This is a genomic window from Prevotella sp., assembly GCF_051059605.1.
In the GTDB taxonomy this organism is placed as follows: Bacteria; Bacteroidota; Bacteroidia; order Bacteroidales; family Bacteroidaceae; genus Prevotella.
In genome coordinates, this window is record NZ_CP050883.1 from 3376280 (window position 1) to 3395605 (window position 19326).

The window sequence follows — 19326 nt, forward strand, 5'->3', positions numbered from 1 at the left end:
TGAAGGGTAAGAGAAGCGTAGTCTTCTCTTATTTTTTTTGAGGCTAATCATAAATAGAACGTTGTCGGAAAAACAGAGAATAAAACAAACTGATATATAAAAACAAACTAATTAAGACACAATTATGATTAAAGAAGATACAAATTCATTTCATGTAGTCGATGAAGGCTTTACAATGAAAGAAGCAATAAACGAGGCTAAGAAATGTTTAAACTGTAAGACCCCGCTATGTAGAAAAGGGTGTCCGATAGGAAACAATATCCCTGATTTTATTCATGCTTTAAGTATGGGTAATATGGGGGATGCTATGAGTATTATTAATGAAAAAAGTAATCTTCCAGCTATCTGTGGTCGTGTATGTCCGCACGAAAAACAATGTCAGGGACATTGTGTGTTAAACAAGAAAGGTGAACCTATACAAATAGGTAAACTTGAGCAGTTTATCGCAGATTTCGATACGAATATGAATCTTATTCGTGGAAAACTGCCACAAAAAGATCGTGGAAAAATAGCTATTATCGGTTCTGGTCCAGCTGGACTAACCGTGGCTGGAGATTTGGCAAGACAAGGTTTTAACGTAACAATATTTGAAGGACAGAGTGAACCCGGCGGTGTGTTGATGTATGGAATACCGGAATACCGTTTGCCGAAGAAAGTCGTACGTGCTGAGATTTCAAAGATAGAGGCATTGGGAGTATACTTTGAATGTAATACTCTTGTCGGCGAGAATGGAGTTAACGTAGATAGTTTGTTCAGACTTGGTTATGATGCGATATTCATGGGAACAGGAACTGCTGTTCCGCAGAATATGGACAGTACGCCAGGTGCAAAACTTCATGGAGTGAGCCAAAGTACTTATTTCCTTCATAACGTGAGCAGTTTCAATGAAGGCGCAATCGGTAGGAACATGGTCCCTTTAAAAGATGGCGAAAAAGTAGGTGTTATTGGTTGTGGAAATGTTGCTATGGACGCAGCCCGTACAGCGATAAGACTTGGCGCAGACGTTACAGTGCTATATCGTCGTACTCAAGAAGAAATGCCAGCTATAAATTCTGAATACGAAGACGCTTTGAAAGAAGGCGTGAAGTTTGAATGGGAAACAAGCGTAGAGGAATTTATTGAAGGTAAGAATGGTCGTCTTGCCGAATGTAGATTAAAGACTCCACAAGGAGAACGAATAGAAAAATTTGACCGAATATATCTTGCTATCGGAAGTAGACCTGCAAATAGAATAGTTAGTACTACTGCAGGGATCGAGGTTGATGAAAAAGGATATGTAAAAGTTGTTGACCGACCTTGCGGAATGACTACTCGCAGAGGTGTGTTTGCTGGTGGTGATGTTGTGCATCGTCCGCAGACGGTTGTGCTAGCAATGAAAGCCGCAAAGAACGTTGCTCAGGGCATAGCGCAGTATGTGGATGCCATGAAATTGCTTCAAGTTGCTAAAAAAGTTGAAGAAGATCACAACGCAGACAAATAAAACACAATTTTTTATCAATTTCGTGTTGTCTATCAGTAGTTTTTCGTAACTTTGCGGTCAAATATATTAATATATTCAAATAATGGCTGAAATAAAGACAATTAAGACCGCTTTGATATCGGTCTTCCACAAGGATGGTTTAGATAAATTGCTAGCTAAACTTAATGAAGAAGGTGTTAAATTTCTGTCCACAGGCGGTACTCAGAAGTTCATCGAGTCACTGGGTTACGAATGTCAGGCAGTAGAGAGTGTAACAACTTATCCGTCAATACTCGGAGGTCGTGTCAAGACATTGCACCCTAAAGTGTTTGGTGGTATTCTAGCACGCCGTGAGAATGAAGGTGATATTGCTCAGATGAAGGAATATGAGATCCCTTCTATCGACCTTGTTATCGTTGATCTTTATCCTTTTGAGCAGACTGTCGCAAGCGGTGCTTCAGAAGCAGATATTATTGAGAAGATTGATATAGGTGGAATTTCTTTGATTCGTGCAGGAGCCAAGAATTTCAAGGATGTTGTAATCATTCCTAGTAAGGCAGAATACTCTGTATTGCTTGATATTCTTAACAAGAAGGGTGCGAATACTGATATTGAAGATCGCAAGATGTTTGCTGAGCGTGCTTTTGGTGTAAGTAGTCATTATGATACAGCAATCCATAACTGGTTTGTTAAATAATAAAATAAATATGGGATTTTTTTCTTTTATTCAGGAAATAGCAATGGACCTCGGTACAGCTAATACTATCATCATCAGTGATGATAAGATAGTTGTAGATGAACCATCTGTTGTTGCCCTAGACCGTCGCACAGACAAGATGATTGCCGTAGGTGCAAAGGCAAAGATGATGTATGAGAAGACTCACGATAACATACGTACAATACGCCCTTTGCGTGATGGTGTTATCGCAGACTTTACTGCTTGTGAGCTGATGATGCGTGGACTTATTAAAATGGTTCACTCTGGCAGTCGCTTGTGGTCTCCTTCTCTTAGAATGGTTATCGGTGTCCCTTCTGGTTCAACAGAAGTTGAGTTGCGTGCCGTACGTGACAGTGCCGAGCATGCTGATGGACGTGACGTCTATTTGATTTTCGAACCAATGGCAGCCGCTATCGGTATCGGTATTGATGTTGAGGCTCCTGAAGGTAATATGATTGTTGATATCGGTGGTGGTAGTACTGAAATTGCAGTAATATCTCTTGGTGGTATCGTGAGCAATAACTCTATTCGTACAGCCGGTGATGATCTTACAGCAGATATTCAGGAATATATGAGCCGTCAGCATAATGTAAAGGTAAGTGAGCGTATGGCTGAACGTATTAAGATTCATGTTGGTTCTGCTCTTACAGATCTTGGCGCAGAAGCTCCTGAGGACTTCGTTGTACATGGTCCTAACCGCATAACTGCGCTTCCTATGGAAGTTCCTGTTTGCTATCAGGAAGTAGCTCATTGTCTTGACAAAACTATTGCAAAAATTGAAAATGCGGTTCTTTCAGCACTTGAAAATACACCACCTGAGCTTTATGCCGATATCGTAAAGAATGGTATCTATCTTAGTGGTGGTGGTGCTTTGTTGCGCGGCTTGGACAAGCGACTCACAGACAAAATTAATATTCCATTCCACATTGCTGATGATCCATTGCACAGTGTAGCAAAGGGTGCAGGCATTGCACTAAAGAATGTAGACAACTTCTCATTCCTAATGAGATAAACATATAGATGTAAGGTGTTGATTGACTTGTATTCTCAAGTTGTCAACACCTAACATTTAACTCCAAATTCAGATATGCGTAACCTTCTTGATTTTCTGGCAAAATATAATCACTGGTTTATCTTTATTCTGTTAGAGGTGATAAGTTTTGTTCTTCTCTTCCAGTTTAACAGTTATCAGGGCAGTGTGTGGTTTTCTTCAGCCAATGCTGTTACGGGAAAGATATATGAGACAGAATCTGAAATTGGTTCGTATTTCAAGTTGTCAAAGGTTAATCAAGAACTAACTCAACGTAACTTGTATCTTGAGCAGCGACTTAGAGAACTTCATCAGCAGATTGGTGATTCCATTGGTGATTCAATCATGGAAAACAGCCGAATTCTGAAAAGTTTGCAACCTTTCAGACTTATTCCTGCAAAGGTAATAACTAATTCTGTTGACAAGCATGACAACTTAATAACAATCAATAAAGGTGAGGCTGATGGTGTAAAAAAAGATATGGGAGTAGTTTCTGGAAATGGTGTCGTAGGTATCGTATATCTTACTTCCGCACATTATTCTGTTGTTATTCCAGTACTTAATTCACAGTCAAACATTAGTTGTGTCATTCAAGGACGTGGCTATTTCGGTTATCTTCACTGGACAGGTGGCGATGCTTCACAAGCTTATGTAGATGATGTGCCACGCCATGCTCATTTTAAGTTATATGATTATGTCGTGACAAGTGGATATTCTTCAGTGTTCCCTGCGGGAGTAATGGTAGGAAGAATAAGACACGTATATAATTCTGCCGATCAGATGTCGTATAGACTAAAGGTGATACTTTCGACAGATTTTGGAAAGCTGCGTGACGTATGTGTTGTAGACAATCGTGTTATGGCTGAACGTCTTCAGGTATTACGTGCTGCGCAGGATTCGATAAAAACTAAAGAAGAAAAATAACAGTATAGGAAAGTTATGAATATTCAGTTGCTTAGAGGCTTTTTTGCCTTTGCCATATTATTATTGGTACAGGTGACGGTGTTGAATCATATACATTTGTTCAATTGCGCCACGCCGATGCTTTATGTATATATGGTATTGCTATTTCCACGAAATTATCCGCGTTGGGCTGAATTGCTGTTATGCTTTATAATGGGGTTTTTTGTAGATGTATTCTCAGATACCCCTGGTGTTTCTATGGCATCAATGACTTTTCTAGGACTTATACAACCGACTGTGTTGAAAATGTTCTTGCAACGTGATAGCGCTGATGACTTGGCTCCGTCGATGCATAGTTTGGGAGCATACAAGTTTGGATATTATGCCATAATAGTGATTTTGATATATTGTGCTTCATTTTTCACTCTTGAGACATTCAATTTCTTTAATTGGCTGCAATGGGTAGAATGTGTTTGTGGTAGCACAATCTTGTCTGCCATATTAATATTGGCGATAGAAAATTTCCGTTCAAAATGATTTTGTCATTTATGACGTTTTATGGAACTTCCATTTAATAAATTACTGTACGGTGAAGGATTTTAATCTTGAAAACAGACGTTTTGTCATTGGTGGAGTGGGTATAGCTATTGTGCTCATTTATACTATTCGTTTGTTCACTCTGCAATTGCTGAGTGACGACTATAAGAAAAATGCCGACAGTAATGCATTTCTAAAGAAAATAGAATTCCCTTCTCGTGGTACCGTATATGATCGCAATGGTAAGTTGATGGTTTACAACCAACCAGCTTATGATATTATGGTTGTTATGAATGAAGCTCGTGGCCATTTAGACACTCTTGAGTTTTGTTCCGCTTTGGGAATGACTAAGGCTGAGTTTATAAAGCGTATGAGCGATATCAAGGACCGAAACAAAAATCCTGGTTATAGTCGCTTTACACAGCAGCTTTTTAAAAGTCAGCTTTCTGACAAGGAATTCAGTGTCTTCCGTGAAAAAATGTTCCGTTTCCCTGGATTCTATGTGCAAAAACGTAGCATCAGACAGTATGAATATCCTTATGCAGCCCATGTCTTGGGTGATGTAGGTGAGGTATCTGATGCTGATATAGAAGAAGATGATTACTATCAGCCTGGTGACTATATTGGTAAACTTGGTGTGGAGAAAGCTTATGAGAAACAATTACGCGGTGAGAAAGGAGTTCAGATTCTTCTTCGTGATGCCCATGGGCGAATTCAGGGTAGTTATCAAGACGGAAAGTTTGATAAAAAGCCTGTGGCAGGTAAGGACTTGACATTGAGCATTGATGTTAATTTACAGGCTCTTGCCGAAAGGATGTTGCAAGGAAAGATAGGTAGTGTTGTTGCGATAGAACCTTCGACAGGTGAAGTTATTGCACTTGTTTCTTCTCCTACTTATGATCCGAGGGCACTTGTTGGAAGAATGAGAAGTAAGACGCATCGTGCATTGTCACGAAATGTGTGGAAACCTCTTCTGAACCGTGCCATCATGGGACAGTATCCTCCAGGTTCAACATTCAAGACAACGCAGGCACTTACATATTTAACAGAAGGTATTATTACCCCGTCGACTATGTTCCCGTGTAATCATGGATTCTCCTATCATGGATTGCATGTTGGATGCCACGGTCACCCGTCACCATTAAATCTCATTGAAGCTATAAGTACATCGTGTAACGGATATTTCTGTTGGGGTCTTTACCACATGATGAGCAATCGCAGTAAATACAAGAATGTTGAGGATGCCATGAATATATGGCGAGACTACATGGTCAGTATGGGATTCGGTTATAAACTGGGTATTGATTTGCCTGGAGAAAAGCGAGGGCTTATACCTAATGCTACATTCTACGATCGAGCTTATCACGGTTCATGGAATGGGCTTACCGTTATTAGTATTTCTATTGGACAGGGTGAAGTAAATCTTACTCCATTACAGATAGCTAATCTTGGAGCTACTATTGCTAACCGCGGTTACTATTATGCACCTCATGTAGTGAGGAAAGTACAATATGAACCTCTTGATACAATGTATATGCGTCGTCATCGTACGATGGCGAGTGAACGTGCATACAGAGCAGTTATTACCGGTATGAGATCGTCAGCACTAAAAGGAACATGTAAGGCTTTGGCACATCTTCCCTTTACTGTATGCGGAAAGACCGGAACGGCACAGAATAGGGGGCAGGACCATTCTGTCTTTATGGGCTTTGCACCAATGGATAAACCTAAAATAGCCATTGCTGTTTATGTTGAAAATGGTGGATTCGGAGCAGACTTCGCAGTTCCTATTGCGGGAGTGCTGTTTGAACAATATATGAATGGTAAACTATCACCGTCAGCAATGAAGCAGGCGGAAGAATTGCAGAAACGTAGAATTGCTTATGGCTCGCATAATAGATAAACAACCTAGTGTACTTCGTTCACTTGACTGGTGGACAATAGGCATATATATCGCATTGCTAATCTTCGGATGGATTAGCGTGTGTGGTGCTAGCTATACGTATGGAGATACTGATATTTTCAGTCTTTCCACACGATCGGGTATGCAGATAGTATGGATAGGAACATCGCTGTTTCTTGGACTTGTTATCTTGTTGCTTGATGATAAGTTTTACGATACGTTCTCTTATGTTATATATGGCATATTCTTATTATTGCTGTTTCTCACAATCTTCAATCCACATGAAATAAAAGGCTCGCGCTCATGGCTCGTATTGGGACCGTTGCGTCTACAACCCGCAGAGTTTGCTAAGTTTGCCACGGCATTGGCGATATCCAAGCTTATGGGGGCTTATGGTTTTAATATTCATCGTTTGAAGGATTTTGCTGCGGCATGTGCCGTTGTTGTCTTGCCAATGTTGTTTATTGTAGCCCAGAAGGAAACTGGTTCAGCTTTGGTTTATTTATCATTCTTCCTAATGTTCTATCGTGAAGGAATGCCTGGAAGCGTTTTGTTTACAGGTTTGGCGATGGTCATATATTTCGTGCTTGGAATAAAATATGAGAATGTAATGCTGTTCGATACTCAGACTTCAGTAGGTAAGTTTATAGTTCTGCTCCTTGTACAGATATTCTCAGCAGTACTTATCAATGTGTATTGTAAGGACAAAAAGAAAATGTTGATAGTGCTATATTCATGTCTGGGAATTACTTTGATCTGTTTCTTGTTTTCGGTATATGTAATTCCTTCGTTCGATATAGTATGGGTGCAACTTATAATTTGTGTAGTTCTTATAGGATACCTTCTTTACAATTGGTTACGTACTCACTTGTCAAGTTACTTCTTTATATTGGCATTTACAATAGGTTCAATCGTGTTTTTCTATTCAGCAGACTATGTGCTAAATAATGTCATGGAGCCACACCAACGTGTACGTATCAATGTGCTGTTGGGACTTGATGAGGATATAAGTGGTGCTGGATATAATGTACATCAAAGTGAGATAGCAATAGGCTCAGGAGGATTGCAGGGAAAGGGATTCCTTAATGGAACTCAGACTAAATTGAAATTTGTTCCAGAACAGGACACCGACTTTATATTCTGTACTGTAGGTGAGGAAGAAGGCTTTCTTGGTTCGGCAGGAGTTCTATGTCTGTTCCTTGCTTTGATATTAAGATTGATGTATCTTTCTGAACGACAACCGTTTGGCTTTGGACGAATATATGGTTATTGCGTGTTGGGCATATTCCTGTTCCACGTATTTATAAATGTTGGTATGGTGCTAGGCCTGACTCCGGTAATCGGAATTCCGTTACCATTCTTCAGCTATGGAGGTTCCTCCTTGTGGGGATTCACGTTGCTATTGTTTATCTTCCTGCGAATAGATGCAGGAAGAAATCTAGTGCGTACTTAGTGAATATCCAATGTCGCTGATACCAGGAAGTATCTCTCGCTTCATGTTGTGTCTTATGCTTACAACAAGACTGTCACCTTTGTTAAGGCTAACTTTGTCTATATAGAAATTGTATTGATAGTAACTTATCCCTAGTCCTTTGCTATTGCCGTTCTTGTCGATAAGTTGACAGTTTATGGTATCACTTTTTGTTATGTGAGATGGAAATACAGTCTGGTCAACAATAAGTGTGAGTCCCATAAATGGATAAGAACTATTGATTCTCAATCCTAGATTAGCAGCAAACACACCTTCTGTATTCATCTTAGGTACTTCAAACTTCAAAGTGTCATTCTTTTCCCATCCAGAAACAGGTGTATGCTGATATTTGTCATACACCTTATTCCCGGTACAGGAACTTATAACAGCAATTGCCGTTATAATTAATATCGTAGAGATGCTCTTTCTCATCTTATGTTATCCTTCTTGGCCGTTGTTCTCAACATTAGGTGGATAGTTTCTTCTTCGGTTATTATTACGTTGAGGACGGTAGTTGCTTTTGTTATTATCAGCATTACCATTTTCAGCGTTGTCTACCTGAGGTTTAATGTTATTAGGAACATTGCGGTTCTTATTTTTCTTCTTTCGTTTAGAACTGTCGAAACGGTTGATATCGTCTTCAAGCAAATCTTTATGCTTTTTCGGTGCTTTTGCCCTATCATTTTCAAGAAGCGATAATGGCTTTTCACCGTGTCTATTCATATCAATAATCTCATGCGCACGCTGTGCAGTAATTGTCTCCAGATTAGCTGCCATATTCTTGTCGGTAGAGTAGGTTATGAGTCCTGAAAGAATATCACTCTTGAACAAATGATAATCGTTGTCCATGGTTTGTAATATGATTTCTCTACTAGGAACCTTCTTTCCTGCTTCAACATATCCGTCAACCTCATAGTTAAGGCAACATTTCAGTTTTGCACACATTCCTGCTAGTTTCTGTGGATTCAGTGATATATCCTGAAAACGTGCTGCATTGGTGCTAACGCTCACAAAGTTCTTCATCCATGTGGCGCAGCATAGCTCACGTCCGCAAGGACCTGTACCGCCGATTCGTCCAGCTTCTTGTCTGGCACCAATCTGCTTCATCTCTATCCTTACGTGGAAAGCGGCAGCTAAATCCTTAATAAGTTGTCTAAAGTCTACTCTCTCGTCAGCGATATAATAAAAAATGGCTTTGTTTCCGTCACCTTGATATTCCACATCACCAATCTTCATTTGTAGATTAAGGTTCTTTGCAATCTGGCGGCTTTGAATCATTGTATCGTGTTCACGTGATTTTGCTTCTTCGTATTTTTCAATATCAACAGGTTTTGCAATACGGTAAATACGCTTTATATCATCGGCAGATTTCAGGTTAGCCTTTTTTATCTGCAACTTTACCAGTCTTCCTGTAAGAGTTACGATACCTATATCATGTCCAGGAGTTGATTCTACGGCAACGATGTCGCCTTTCTTCAAATCCAGTCCGTTAACGTTATGATAATATCCTTTACGTGTGTTCTTGAACTGAACCTCAACTAGGTCTGTACTTTCTGCGTTACCAGGAACATCAGCCAACCAGTCACAAGTGTTGAGTTGTCTATCCTGTCTACCGTAAGCTCGGCAGCAGAGTCCGTGGTCACAGCCCTTAGAGACCTTGAATTTCATATTTTTATAATCCATACGAATTGTTATTTTCTAATTAGTAAAACAATCATTTGCAGAGCCAGATCGAAAAAAACAATCTTTCCGTTGGCATTCTGCCCTATATCTCTTCTTGCCTTCTGCAATAGTTCTGAGATCTCTATCACATTGGCTTCGTTAATGAATCTTGCAAATTTGCTAGAGAAGTTCTCCTCCTCTTGAGTCATATAGCACAACTCTTCTTGTTTGAAGTTATACATGAAATTTTCTCTTACCATTCTAGAGAAATAGTTAAGCATGCGACGCTGCTTTTCCCTTCCGTAGCTTGTAGATGCAATCTCACTCCATTTCTTAAGTTCCTTGATGTTGCGTTGATACGACAGTCGCATAAACATTATGAACATGTCGAGGAATTGACGGTTTTCGTTTCCTGCATCAAGATTTTCTAGTGCGCGCATCCAGTTGCCGTTAGCTATACGTGCAATTCTGTGTGCAATGTCTTGGTCTAGTCCACGTCGTTCAGTTAAAGCTTTTTCTATGGCATTGTCATCAATCTTCTTTATGTCTATTCTTTGTGTACGGCTTTTTATAGTGTCAAGCAGCAGTTCAGGTTCTTCACAAACCATTATGAATACCGTCTTGTGTGGCGGTTCTTCCAATAGTTTCAATAGTTTGTTGGCACATTCGGCATTCATCCTCTCCGGGAGCCATATAATACTGACTTTATATCCACCCTGACTTGATTTCAAACTCATCTTTCGAGTAAGTTCGTCGCTTTCTCCCGCACCAATAATAGCTTGCTGGTTGGCTGCATCCATTTTAGCGAGCCAGTTATCCATAAAGAAATATTGACTTTCTGAAATCATTTCATGCCATTCTCTGGTAAAGTCGTCACTAATCATTTTGTGATCGGCAGACATTCCTGCTGGTTTAATAACAGGATAAGTGAAGTGAAGGTCTGGATGTTCCCAATTTTTCAGCATCGCTTCGGCGTTCTTTATTGCCATAGGGTCACTCAATAATGATTTTTCTCCGTCACGTTCACCTAAGAGGTATGACGCGAAAGCCATTGCAAGAGCCATTTTACCGCTTCCCAACGGACCGCATAGCATCATGGTACTTGGCACTCGCTGTTCTTCAACAAGTTGTCTGAGTCTTTCATTTGCCTCTTCCTGACCTATAACATCACTGAACTTCATCTGTCTATAATATTTCCTTAGCTATTTCCTTTACGCTGTCTACTGCTGAAACTGTATAGAAATGGATAGTTTCAAATCCTGCGGCATAGAGTTCTTTGCATTGTTGTATGCCCCATTCTATACCTAATTTCTTTGCGTCATCATCAGTCTTGCATTTTATTACTTCCTCAGCCAGAGCTTCAGGTAAATCGCATCTGAATGTTCGTGGTACGATTGTTAACTGTGAAAGTTTTGCCAAAGGTTTTATTCCTGGAATGATAGGAATGGTGACGCCCATTTCTCTCGCTCGTTTTACGAAATCAAAAAACTTATTATTGTCATAAAACAGTTGTGTTACAGCATACTGCGCACCAAGAGCCTGTTTCATTTTCAGGTATTTAATGTCCATTTCCAAATTAGGAGCTTCTTCATGTCGTTCTGGATAAGCGGCTACACCAAAAGTGAATTTCTCACCAGGATGCTTGATAGGAGTCCCATCGTTGAAGAAACCATCGTTGAAATTGTTAACCTGTTCAATAAGTTCTGTTGTATGTGTATACCCACCTTTTGTTGGGGTAAATATTCTGTCATCTTTAGCCTTGTCACCACGAAGCAGTAATAGGTCTTCTATACCAAGAAATTGTAAATCAAGTAGTTCGTACTCAATGTCTTCAGCACTGGCTCCACTACAAATTATGTGTGGAATCACTGGAATATTGTATTTATTTCTTATAGCAGCAGCTATAGCTATTGTTCCCGGACGTCTACGCACCCTGTTGCGTTCAAACTGTCCATTAGGAAGTTCCTTATAGACATATTCGCTATGATGAGTGGTAATATTTATATAAAGCGGGTCGAATACTTTTAGCTTGTCAATTGTCGCAAACAGATTTTCTGTGCCGTTTCCTTTTAATGGAGGCAGCACTTCAAATGATAATTTTCGTTTACCCTTATTCTGGTTTATTATTTCTATTACTTTCATGTTTGTCGGGCGCAGGTACAATTTGTTGCAAAGTTAGTAAAAAACTATATAAAAAACGAAGAAAATAATAAAAATGACGTTAACGGTCTTACAAACAAGTTGGTTCAACTTTTTCAAATATATCACTTTATTTATGGTCTATCATAAAAACAAAAGATGTAATTATATAATGAAACTAAAATCAAAATAGAACCTTTGCCCATTTATGGAGGGGGATATCCTTCATAAATGGGCTTAGAACTCTACCAGAAAAAGTTTTTTTAATGCCACTAATGTCATAATGTCACAAACCCTTTGTTTATCGGGCTTTAGCCAGTGACATTAAGTGACATTATAGAGGTAAAAGTGACATTAAACTCCAAATCACACCTGTTTTTGGCGATTTTTCACCAAATATGCTGTACAGGTATAGGCACATTTTTGTTTCTAATGATCTGTACCTGTCTTCATTTATGCCACACGTCGCAATATGTTAAGTTTCTATATGAGAACCGAACTGTAATAATCGTGGCAATCTTTATCACCCCAATCTTGTCGTTTCATAGATAATCATTTGTTTACCTACGTCATGTAATATCCTTTTTCATGTTAGGTAATTCAATTACCTAGCGTGAGTAATTGAGTTACCCACGTTGTGTAACCCGATTACCTACGTTGTGTAATCGGATTACCCACGTGTTGAGGTAATCGAATTACCCAAAAGCTGTGAAAATTTAGGTAATAGTTTGTGTGCTACAGTTTCCAAATACATTTGTATCCTTAAATTCATTCTTTCATGTTCATATATGTATGACGTTGATTTTTGAATTATTCTTGCTGCTCAGGAAGTTACCCTTTGTGTTCGACAAGACTCCATTAGCATAAATATGTATTTATGTAAATAGCATAATTGCGAAAAAAACGCGAAAAACAAGTGTGATTTGGAGTTTAATGTCACTTTTACCCCTATAATGTCACTTAATGTCACTGGCTCACCCCTTATAAACAAAGGGTTTGTGACATTATGACATTAGTGGCATTAAAAAAACTTTTCTGGTAGACCTTTCTTTGAATAAATGAATATAAAGCTTATGGAGTAGTAGTCAATCCTTTGAATACGACAGGAATTACATATTCTGTACGTACTGGGCGTCCCTTTTCTGTTCCTGGTTTCCATTTAGGCATTTTCCTCATAACGCGAAGTACTTCGTTATCACAATCTGGATCCAATGACTTTACAATTTTTATATCAGAAATTGTTCCATTTTTGTTTATAATGAAACTTACTACAACCTTTCCGTCAATTTTCTTTTCTTCTGCAGATTTAGGATAATGAAGATTACGAGTAAGCCATTTCATATATTCTGTGGCACCTCCAGGAAATTCTGGTAGCTCTTCAATCACTCTAAACAATATCTTATCAGTGTTAGCATTAACACCATTGTGAGTAGTCGTTTTATTAGCAAAACCAGTAGTGTCCGCTGGTATGTTTACTGAATTTGACGCTGTGCCTTTTGCTGCGTCACCGCTATCAGTAAGTCCAGAAGATGTAACGTCTTTGTCGGCCATGATGACTGGCGCTGTATATGCAGTGCGTTTGCCATCTTTTTTTGATATCTTTTTATGCTCAACTTTAAGCAGCTTAGGCGCAGATAACTTATATTTATTTTGGGCAGGTTTCATTTCTGACAATACTTGATCAAGGTCCATGTCATATTTTTCCTTTGGAGTGAAAAGCATAACTATTAACATAAATAAGAACGGCAATGCAACAATCGTCACCAAAGCAATCATCACAATTGTATTGCGACGTGCAGAATTGATGCGCAACTTGTATGCACCATACTCTTTGTTCTTCCCTTCAAAGATTATATCACACCATTCTTTGGATGTCATGTCAATTTTTCTCATCCCAATATTTACCTTGTTATGATATGGCTTTTGCCTATTGTGTCAATTGCCCGATTTCAATTAATATTATATATTTTTTATAAATGCATGCGAATATAGTTATTTTTTCACATCAAAGAAAAAATATCGTTGTTTTTTCACTTATTTTATACGCTTTGATCTAGTTTGGCTTATCTTTGTAGTCAAAATATCAAGTAAAATGGATATACAACACGCAAAGCTTATAGCCGCTATGACGGAATATGATAAAGGCGACGCTATGAGAATTCAGCATTTTATGAAAGTGCATGATTATGCCGTCACAATAGGAACTTTAGAGGGGATAGGCGAAAACCTTATGTCGATTCTTGAGTCTGCAGCAATATTGCATGATATAGGAATACATATTAGTGAAGAAAAATATGGATCATCTAATGGTAAATACCAAGAGAAGGAAGGACCGGACGAAGCTCGTAAACTTCTTTCTTCACTAGGAGGATATAGTAATCAACAAATAGATAGAATATGCTATCTTATAGCTCATCATCATACATATAATAATATAGATGGTCTTGATTATCAAATTCTTGTTGAATCAGACTTTCTTGTAAATATATATGAAGATCATCTCATCTCTCAAGCTATAGAAAATGTTCGGGCGAAAATATTCCGCACAAAATCAGGACTAGACTTGCTGGATAATATGTATAATGTAATCACAGAACAATCTTGAAGCTTATATTTTAAAGTGAAAAAGCGAGGATAAACAGTCTTGCTGTCTTAAAATAATCACTAATAATTTAAAATATTATAAACGGAGTAAACATTTTATTGTTTTATGCGTCTAATAATTATATTTGCAACCATAATGAACTTAAAATTTATAGATATGAAGAAAAAAGTTTTAATACTAACACTTATAGCTGGAACATTGCTAATAAGCAGTTGTGCAAGCAAAAAGGAATTGCTGAATTGCCAGACAGAAAACAAAGAACTGTCTTCAAACTATCAGGATTCTAAGGAGCAGCTTGCTGCAACTAAGGCTCGTGTGGCTAGTCTTGAAGATCAATTGGCACAGCAGAAGCGAGATTATGCATCTTTGCAGGGATCTTTGGATAAGAGTCTGACAAATGCAAATTCAAACAATATCAACATCTCAAAACTTGTTGATCAGATAAATGAGAGTAACCGCTATATTCGCCACTTGGTTGAGGTGAAGAGCAAGAGTGATTCTCTTAACTTGGTACTCACTAACAACCTGACACGTTCTTTAAGCAAGGACGAGATGAAGGAAGTTGATGTACAGGTTCTTAAAGGTGTTGTCTACATATCACTTGCAGACAATATGCTTTACAAGAGCGGAAGTTATGAAATTAACGACCGTGCTGCTGAGACATTGAGCAAAATTGCTAAAATCATCATGGACTATAAGGACTATGATGTGTTGATTGAGGGTAACACCGATAACGTAGCAGTAAACCCTACGGCTCCGAGCATGAAGAATATTCGTAATAACTGGGACCTTTCAGCACTTCGTGCATCTAGTGTTGTTCAGTATTTGCAAGATCATTATGGCGTAGATCCAAAACGTCTCACTGCTGGTGGACGCGGCGAATTTAATCCTATCGCTACAAATGATACTGAAATCGGAAAGCAGCGTAATCGCCGTACTCAGATTATCATCACTCCAAAGCTAGATCAGTTTATGGACTTGATAGACAAGGCACCTGAAGATAAATAAAGAATATTAAAAGGTAAAAAGGTTATATAAATGGCGTAGGACTCAATAAAAATGAGTTCTGCGCCATTTTTTTTGTTTTCATTTCTTGGGATAGCATATTTAATGCAAAAACTATCAATTAACAACAATTCGGCAGCTTTTTTCGTTAATATGAAATCTTTTTTCTAAATTTGCAAACACTATTGATAATTTAAGTATAGCTTTTATGGAAAAGATTAAAATGACCACACCATTAGTGGAAATGGACGGTGACGAGATGACACGTATTCTTTGGAAGATGATCAAGGATGAACTGATTCTTCCTTTTGTTGACTTGAAGTCTGAATACTACGATCTCGGTCTGCCCAACCGTGATAAGACTAATGATAAAGTAACAATAGATTCTGCTAATGCGGCACGCAAATACGGCGTGGCTGTGAAATGTGCAACAATAACTCCAAATGCTCAACGAATGGATGAATATCATCTGCATAAGATGTGGAAAAGTCCTAACGGCACGATACGAAGCATTATGGACGGAACAGTATTCAGAGCTCCTATAACAATACCTTCAATTCGTCCAGTTGTGAAGAATTGGGAACAACCAATAACTATCGCTCGTCATGCTTATGGTGATGTTTATAAGAGCGTGGAGATTCGTGCCGATGAACCAGGAGTGGCAAAGCTCGTATTTGAAGGTAAAAGCGGAAAGAAACAGGAGGTAGAGATTCATAACTTTGACGGTGCTGGAGTTATTCAAGGAATGCACAACACTGATAAGAGTATAACATCTTTTGCTCATAGCTGTTTTAAATTTGCAATAGACACAAAACAAGATTTGTGGTTTGCTACAAAAGATACTATTAGTAAAACTTATGATGCACAGTTCCGACAGATATTCGAAGAAGTGTATGAGAAAGATTATAAGCAGGAGTTTGAAAAACTTGGAATTGAATATTTCTACACTCTTATTGACGATGCTGTTGCACGAGTAATACGCAGTAAGGGCGGATTTATATGGGCTTGTAAGAACTATGATGGTGACGTGATGAGCGACATGCTATCAACGGCGTTTGGCTCACTAGCAATGATGACATCTGTATTAGTATCTCCTGATGGTAAATATGAATATGAGGCTGCTCACGGAACAGTAACAAGGCACTATTATAAATACCTGAAAGGTGAAGAAACAAGTACAAATCCTATGGCAACGATATTTGCTTGGAGTGGTGCGCTTAAGAAACGAGGTGAACTTGATAACATAAAAGAATTGGTTGAGTTTGGTGACAAGCTTGAACAGGCATGTCTTGATACACTTAATTCAGGAATAGCAACAAAAGACTTAGTAAATCTTATGGAAGGTGTTGAGACAAAGCAAGCCAACAGTGATGAGTTTATTGCTGCTATAAGAAAAAACTTAGAGGTAAGTCTTAGTAAATAAGATTAAATTGCTCTTTGGCGATAGGATTTATATAAAAAGTCCGTTGTAGCATTTTTTGCTACAGCGGACTAATTCTTTATTCCTGAAAATAATTTATTAATCTTGAATCATTACTTTATAAGTCCTATTTATTAGCCGAGTTCCATTTATAAGTGGCATCACATGTGATCTTTGCCGTTAGATTGTCTATCATAAGATTAAAATCTCCCTCTTCAAGAATCCATTTACCATCATATCCAACAAATGCCAAATCATTTGCAGAAAGACTTATTGTTACAGTTTTTGTTTCTCCTGGTTGCAGTTCCAGTTTTTCAAAGCCACGCAGTCTACGTCCGTCGGGAGTCATGGAGGCAATGAGGTCTGAACTGTAAAGAAGAACACTTTCTTTTCCCAATTTATCACCAATATTCTTCACATCAACAGAAACATCAATAGTGTCATCCTTCAAGAAATGTGTTTTGTTAATTCGCAAGTTGCTATATTTATACTCAGTATAACTTTTCCCATATCCGAATGGCCACTGTTGAGTTATCTTAGCATTATAATCATAAGCACCCTCCATTGTTGCAACTTCCTGACTTTTCTTGAAATCATAATTAGCAAGTGAATTTATTTCACTAGGATATGTGTATGGAAGTTTTCCTGAAAAATTACGTTCTCCCGACAATAAATTTACTAAAGCATCAGCCCCATAATTTCCTGGAAGCATTATATCTACAACTCCATCCGTCAATGGTACTATGTCGGAGATAATGCGTGGGCGACCTTCATTGAGAACAAGAAGAATAGGTTTGCCTGTCTCAGCAAGCTTTTTTACAAGATTTCTTTGATTCAATGATAATGTTAAATCTGTGAGATTACCTGGAGTTTCCGTATATGAATTTTCACCTAAACAAGCCACTATTACATCCGCAGAAGATGCTGCATTTACTACAGTTTCAATATCAGACACGTTCTCGTCGTAATATTTTCCTTGCTCGTTATAAGTTACTCCTTGGCAAAGTTTTACATTTTCCTTTCCATACTTATTGCAGAAAGACTCATATATCGTATTGTATTTTCCTGCAAACTTATCTGTTAGATTTCCTTGCCATGTATAACTCCAACCACCATCAAGACAGCGCATCTGATTAGCGTTGGGACCAGTCAATAGTATTCTCTGTCCTTTTTTCAATGGGAGTATAGATTTCTCATTTTTTAGAAGGACTATACTTTCTGTTGCTCCTTCTAAACTCAGGTTGGCAAATTCGCTACCTCCAAACTTAGGATAATCACAAAGTTTCTGTGTTGGATGATTAAACAATCCTAAACGATACTTCATACGAAGTATGCGTTTTACAGCATCATTAATTCTGTCAATAGAAATACTGCCATCTAATACTAATTCTTTCAAAATATCACATGTGGTAGGATCGTATGGTTCCATAATCATGTCAATACCCGCGTTTATGGCAATTCGCAATGCGTCTTTTTTATCTTTCGCAACCATTTCGCGCGTATAAAGATTATTTATATCTGCCCAATCAGTAACAAGGACTCCATCCCAACCAGTTTGATCTTTCAACCATGTAGTAAGTAATTCATGATTTGCATGAACAGGCATTCCGTTTACAGATCCTGAATTAACCATTATTGAAAGTGCTCCACTATTGATTCCTGAAAGAAATGGTGCGAAAAATTTTTCACGCAAGTCTGCTGGAGAAATATACGCTGGTGTTCTATCCTTTCCTGTCCAAGGAACGCTATATCCCAAATAATGTTTAAGAGATACCGCAATATGTTGATTATCTATATTATTAGGATTATTTCCTTGAAATCCTACAACCATAGCTTTAGCCATTTCTGCATTAAGGAAACAGTCTTCTCCAAAATTTTCCCATATTCTGGGCCAACGAGGATCACGTCCCAAGTCCACTGTGGGGCTATAACTCCATGGAACACTTATCGCACGTGTTTCATACGCAGTAGCTTCTGCGCAGCGACGTGCCAGATCTCTATTAAATGTGGCAGCTATATTAATGTTTTGTGGAAAAAGGGTTCCATCTTGGGTATATGTAGAACCATGATTCTGATCTAGCCCATAAATACATGGTATACCTATACGCTTAATCGATATTTTCTGAATGTCAGACAAATACTTTTCCCAAAGCTTCGCTGTCGGAGCTATTGTATTTGGAGCATTCAGAATTGATCCTATCTTATAGCGATTGAATATGCTATCAGCTTTTGCTATGTTGATATGGAATACTCCATTTTTGTCATTATTACCCAAAAGGTCAACCACTATCTCCATCATTTGTCCTACCTTTTCGTCGATAGTCATTTTGTTGAGAGTGTTGTTGACTTTTTGTTCTATTTTCACATCTTCTTTTATTACCGGTACGGCTGCTTGTATTTTACAAGCAGCCATTAAGATAACCGGTAGTATTACTAGTTTATTCTTAAATAACATATTTACTTCTCTGTATATG

General features: G+C 38.3%; 16 protein-coding genes. 10 read left to right on the plus strand and 6 right to left on the minus strand.

The window, feature by feature from the left end; translation table 11 throughout:
• Nucleotides 1–124 precede the first annotated feature (124 nt).
• From HEQ28_RS13110 to rodA, 7 genes are all read left to right on the plus strand, one after another.
• Nucleotides 125–1480: an NAD(P)-dependent oxidoreductase gene (locus HEQ28_RS13110; protein ID WP_434503121.1), complete on the plus strand. Its 1356-nt coding sequence runs from the start codon at nucleotides 125–127 to the stop codon at nucleotides 1478–1480.
• 82 nt (nucleotides 1481–1562) lie between these two features.
• Entirely contained in the window at nucleotides 1563–2156 is a 594-nt protein-coding gene (locus HEQ28_RS13115) for an IMP cyclohydrolase (protein ID WP_434503122.1), read from the plus strand.
• Between the two features lie 10 nt (nucleotides 2157–2166).
• Nucleotides 2167–3189, plus strand: coding sequence for a rod shape-determining protein (locus tag HEQ28_RS13120; RefSeq protein WP_434503123.1), 1023 nt, complete (start codon nucleotides 2167–2169; stop codon nucleotides 3187–3189).
• Nucleotides 3190–3264: 75 nt separating this feature from the next.
• On the plus strand, nucleotides 3265–4131 hold the full coding sequence (gene mreC, locus HEQ28_RS13125; protein ID WP_434503124.1) for a rod shape-determining protein MreC: 867 nt from the start codon (nucleotides 3265–3267) through the stop codon (nucleotides 4129–4131).
• Between the two features lie 15 nt (nucleotides 4132–4146).
• A complete protein-coding gene (mreD, locus tag HEQ28_RS13130) occupies nucleotides 4147–4647 on the plus strand; it encodes a rod shape-determining protein MreD (RefSeq protein WP_434503125.1) in 501 nt (166 codons plus the stop codon).
• A gap of 52 nt (nucleotides 4648–4699) precedes the next feature.
• On the plus strand, nucleotides 4700–6550 hold the full coding sequence (mrdA, locus tag HEQ28_RS13135; protein ID WP_434503126.1) for a penicillin-binding protein 2: 1851 nt from the start codon (nucleotides 4700–4702) through the stop codon (nucleotides 6548–6550).
• The gene (gene rodA, locus HEQ28_RS13140) at nucleotides 6531–8003 is read left to right on the plus strand and encodes a rod shape-determining protein RodA (protein ID WP_434503127.1); all 1473 of its coding nucleotides are present in this window, start codon (nucleotides 6531–6533) and stop codon (nucleotides 8001–8003) included. Before mrdA ends, rodA begins: the two co-directional genes overlap by 20 nt.
• Here rodA and HEQ28_RS13145 read toward each other — a convergent pair.
• The 5 genes from HEQ28_RS13145 to HEQ28_RS13165 all read right to left on the minus strand — a co-directional run bounded on the left by HEQ28_RS13145 (nucleotide 7989) and on the right by HEQ28_RS13165 (nucleotide 13715).
• Nucleotides 7989–8453: a gliding motility lipoprotein GldH gene (locus HEQ28_RS13145; protein ID WP_434503128.1), complete on the minus strand. Its 465-nt coding sequence runs from the start codon at nucleotides 8451–8453 to the stop codon at nucleotides 7989–7991. The genes rodA and HEQ28_RS13145 overlap by 15 nt on opposite strands.
• A 6-nt stretch (nucleotides 8454–8459) precedes the next feature.
• Nucleotides 8460–9704 carry a PSP1 domain-containing protein gene (locus HEQ28_RS13150; protein WP_434503129.1) on the minus strand — a complete coding sequence of 415 codons (1245 nt, stop codon included), beginning with the start codon at nucleotides 9702–9704 and terminating at the stop codon, nucleotides 8460–8462.
• Nucleotides 9705–9712: 8 nt separating this feature from the next.
• Nucleotides 9713–10864: a DNA polymerase III subunit gene (locus tag HEQ28_RS13155; RefSeq protein ID WP_434503130.1), complete on the minus strand. Its 1152-nt coding sequence runs from the start codon at nucleotides 10862–10864 to the stop codon at nucleotides 9713–9715.
• 4 nt (nucleotides 10865–10868) lie between these two features.
• On the minus strand, nucleotides 10869–11825 hold the full coding sequence (locus HEQ28_RS13160) for a methylenetetrahydrofolate reductase (protein WP_434503131.1): 957 nt from the start codon (nucleotides 11823–11825) through the stop codon (nucleotides 10869–10871).
• 1068 nt (nucleotides 11826–12893) lie between these two features.
• On the minus strand, nucleotides 12894–13715 hold the full coding sequence (locus tag HEQ28_RS13165) for an energy transducer TonB (RefSeq protein WP_434503132.1): 822 nt from the start codon (nucleotides 13713–13715) through the stop codon (nucleotides 12894–12896).
• A gap of 199 nt (nucleotides 13716–13914) precedes the next feature.
• On the opposite strand from HEQ28_RS13165, the gene HEQ28_RS13170 reads away from it, so the two are divergent.
• The 3 genes from HEQ28_RS13170 to HEQ28_RS13180 all read left to right on the plus strand — a co-directional run bounded on the left by HEQ28_RS13170 (nucleotide 13915) and on the right by HEQ28_RS13180 (nucleotide 16855).
• A complete protein-coding gene (locus HEQ28_RS13170; protein ID WP_434503133.1) occupies nucleotides 13915–14427 on the plus strand; it encodes an HD domain-containing protein in 513 nt (170 codons plus the stop codon).
• A gap of 156 nt (nucleotides 14428–14583) precedes the next feature.
• Entirely contained in the window at nucleotides 14584–15435 is an 852-nt protein-coding gene (locus tag HEQ28_RS13175) for an OmpA/MotB family protein (protein WP_434503134.1), read from the plus strand.
• Nucleotides 15436–15640: 205 nt separating this feature from the next.
• Entirely contained in the window at nucleotides 15641–16855 is a 1215-nt protein-coding gene (locus tag HEQ28_RS13180; RefSeq protein ID WP_434503135.1) for an NADP-dependent isocitrate dehydrogenase, read from the plus strand.
• 124 nt (nucleotides 16856–16979) lie between these two features.
• Here HEQ28_RS13180 and HEQ28_RS13185 read toward each other — a convergent pair whose 3' ends face one another.
• Nucleotides 16980–19307 (minus strand): glycoside hydrolase family 3 N-terminal domain-containing protein, encoded by a 2328-nt coding sequence (locus tag HEQ28_RS13185; protein WP_434503136.1) that lies wholly within the window; start codon nucleotides 19305–19307, stop codon nucleotides 16980–16982.
• Between the last annotated feature and the right edge of the window lie 19 nt (nucleotides 19308–19326).

Excerpts from the sequence above, each read along its gene's own strand:
- HEQ28_RS13110 (WP_434503121.1), top strand. The coding sequence starts at position 125 with ATGATTAAAGAAGATACAAATTCATTTCATGTAGTCGATGAAGGCTTT.
- HEQ28_RS13120 (WP_434503123.1), top strand. The coding sequence starts at position 2,167 with ATGGGATTTTTTTCTTTTATTCAGGAAATAGCAATGGACCTCGGTACA.
- HEQ28_RS13115 (WP_434503122.1), top strand. The coding sequence starts at position 1,563 with ATGGCTGAAATAAAGACAATTAAGACCGCTTTGATATCGGTCTTCCAC.
- HEQ28_RS13160 (WP_434503131.1), bottom strand. The coding sequence starts at position 11,825 with ATGAAAGTAATAGAAATAATAAACCAGAATAAGGGTAAACGAAAATTA.
- HEQ28_RS13180 (WP_434503135.1), top strand. The coding sequence starts at position 15,641 with ATGGAAAAGATTAAAATGACCACACCATTAGTGGAAATGGACGGTGAC.
- HEQ28_RS13165 (WP_434503132.1), bottom strand. The coding sequence starts at position 13,715 with ATGAGAAAAATTGACATGACATCCAAAGAATGGTGTGATATAATCTTT.
- mreD (WP_434503125.1), top strand. The coding sequence starts at position 4,147 with ATGAATATTCAGTTGCTTAGAGGCTTTTTTGCCTTTGCCATATTATTA.
- HEQ28_RS13185 (WP_434503136.1), bottom strand. The coding sequence starts at position 19,307 with ATGTTATTTAAGAATAAACTAGTAATACTACCGGTTATCTTAATGGCT.
- HEQ28_RS13155 (WP_434503130.1), bottom strand. The coding sequence starts at position 10,864 with ATGAAGTTCAGTGATGTTATAGGTCAGGAAGAGGCAAATGAAAGACTC.
- mreC (WP_434503124.1), top strand. The coding sequence starts at position 3,265 with ATGCGTAACCTTCTTGATTTTCTGGCAAAATATAATCACTGGTTTATC.
- HEQ28_RS13170 (WP_434503133.1), top strand. The coding sequence starts at position 13,915 with ATGGATATACAACACGCAAAGCTTATAGCCGCTATGACGGAATATGAT.
- HEQ28_RS13145 (WP_434503128.1), bottom strand. The coding sequence starts at position 8,453 with ATGAGAAAGAGCATCTCTACGATATTAATTATAACGGCAATTGCTGTT.
- HEQ28_RS13150 (WP_434503129.1), bottom strand. The coding sequence starts at position 9,704 with ATGGATTATAAAAATATGAAATTCAAGGTCTCTAAGGGCTGTGACCAC.
- rodA (WP_434503127.1), top strand. The coding sequence starts at position 6,531 with ATGGCTCGCATAATAGATAAACAACCTAGTGTACTTCGTTCACTTGAC.
- HEQ28_RS13175 (WP_434503134.1), top strand. The coding sequence starts at position 14,584 with ATGAAGAAAAAAGTTTTAATACTAACACTTATAGCTGGAACATTGCTA.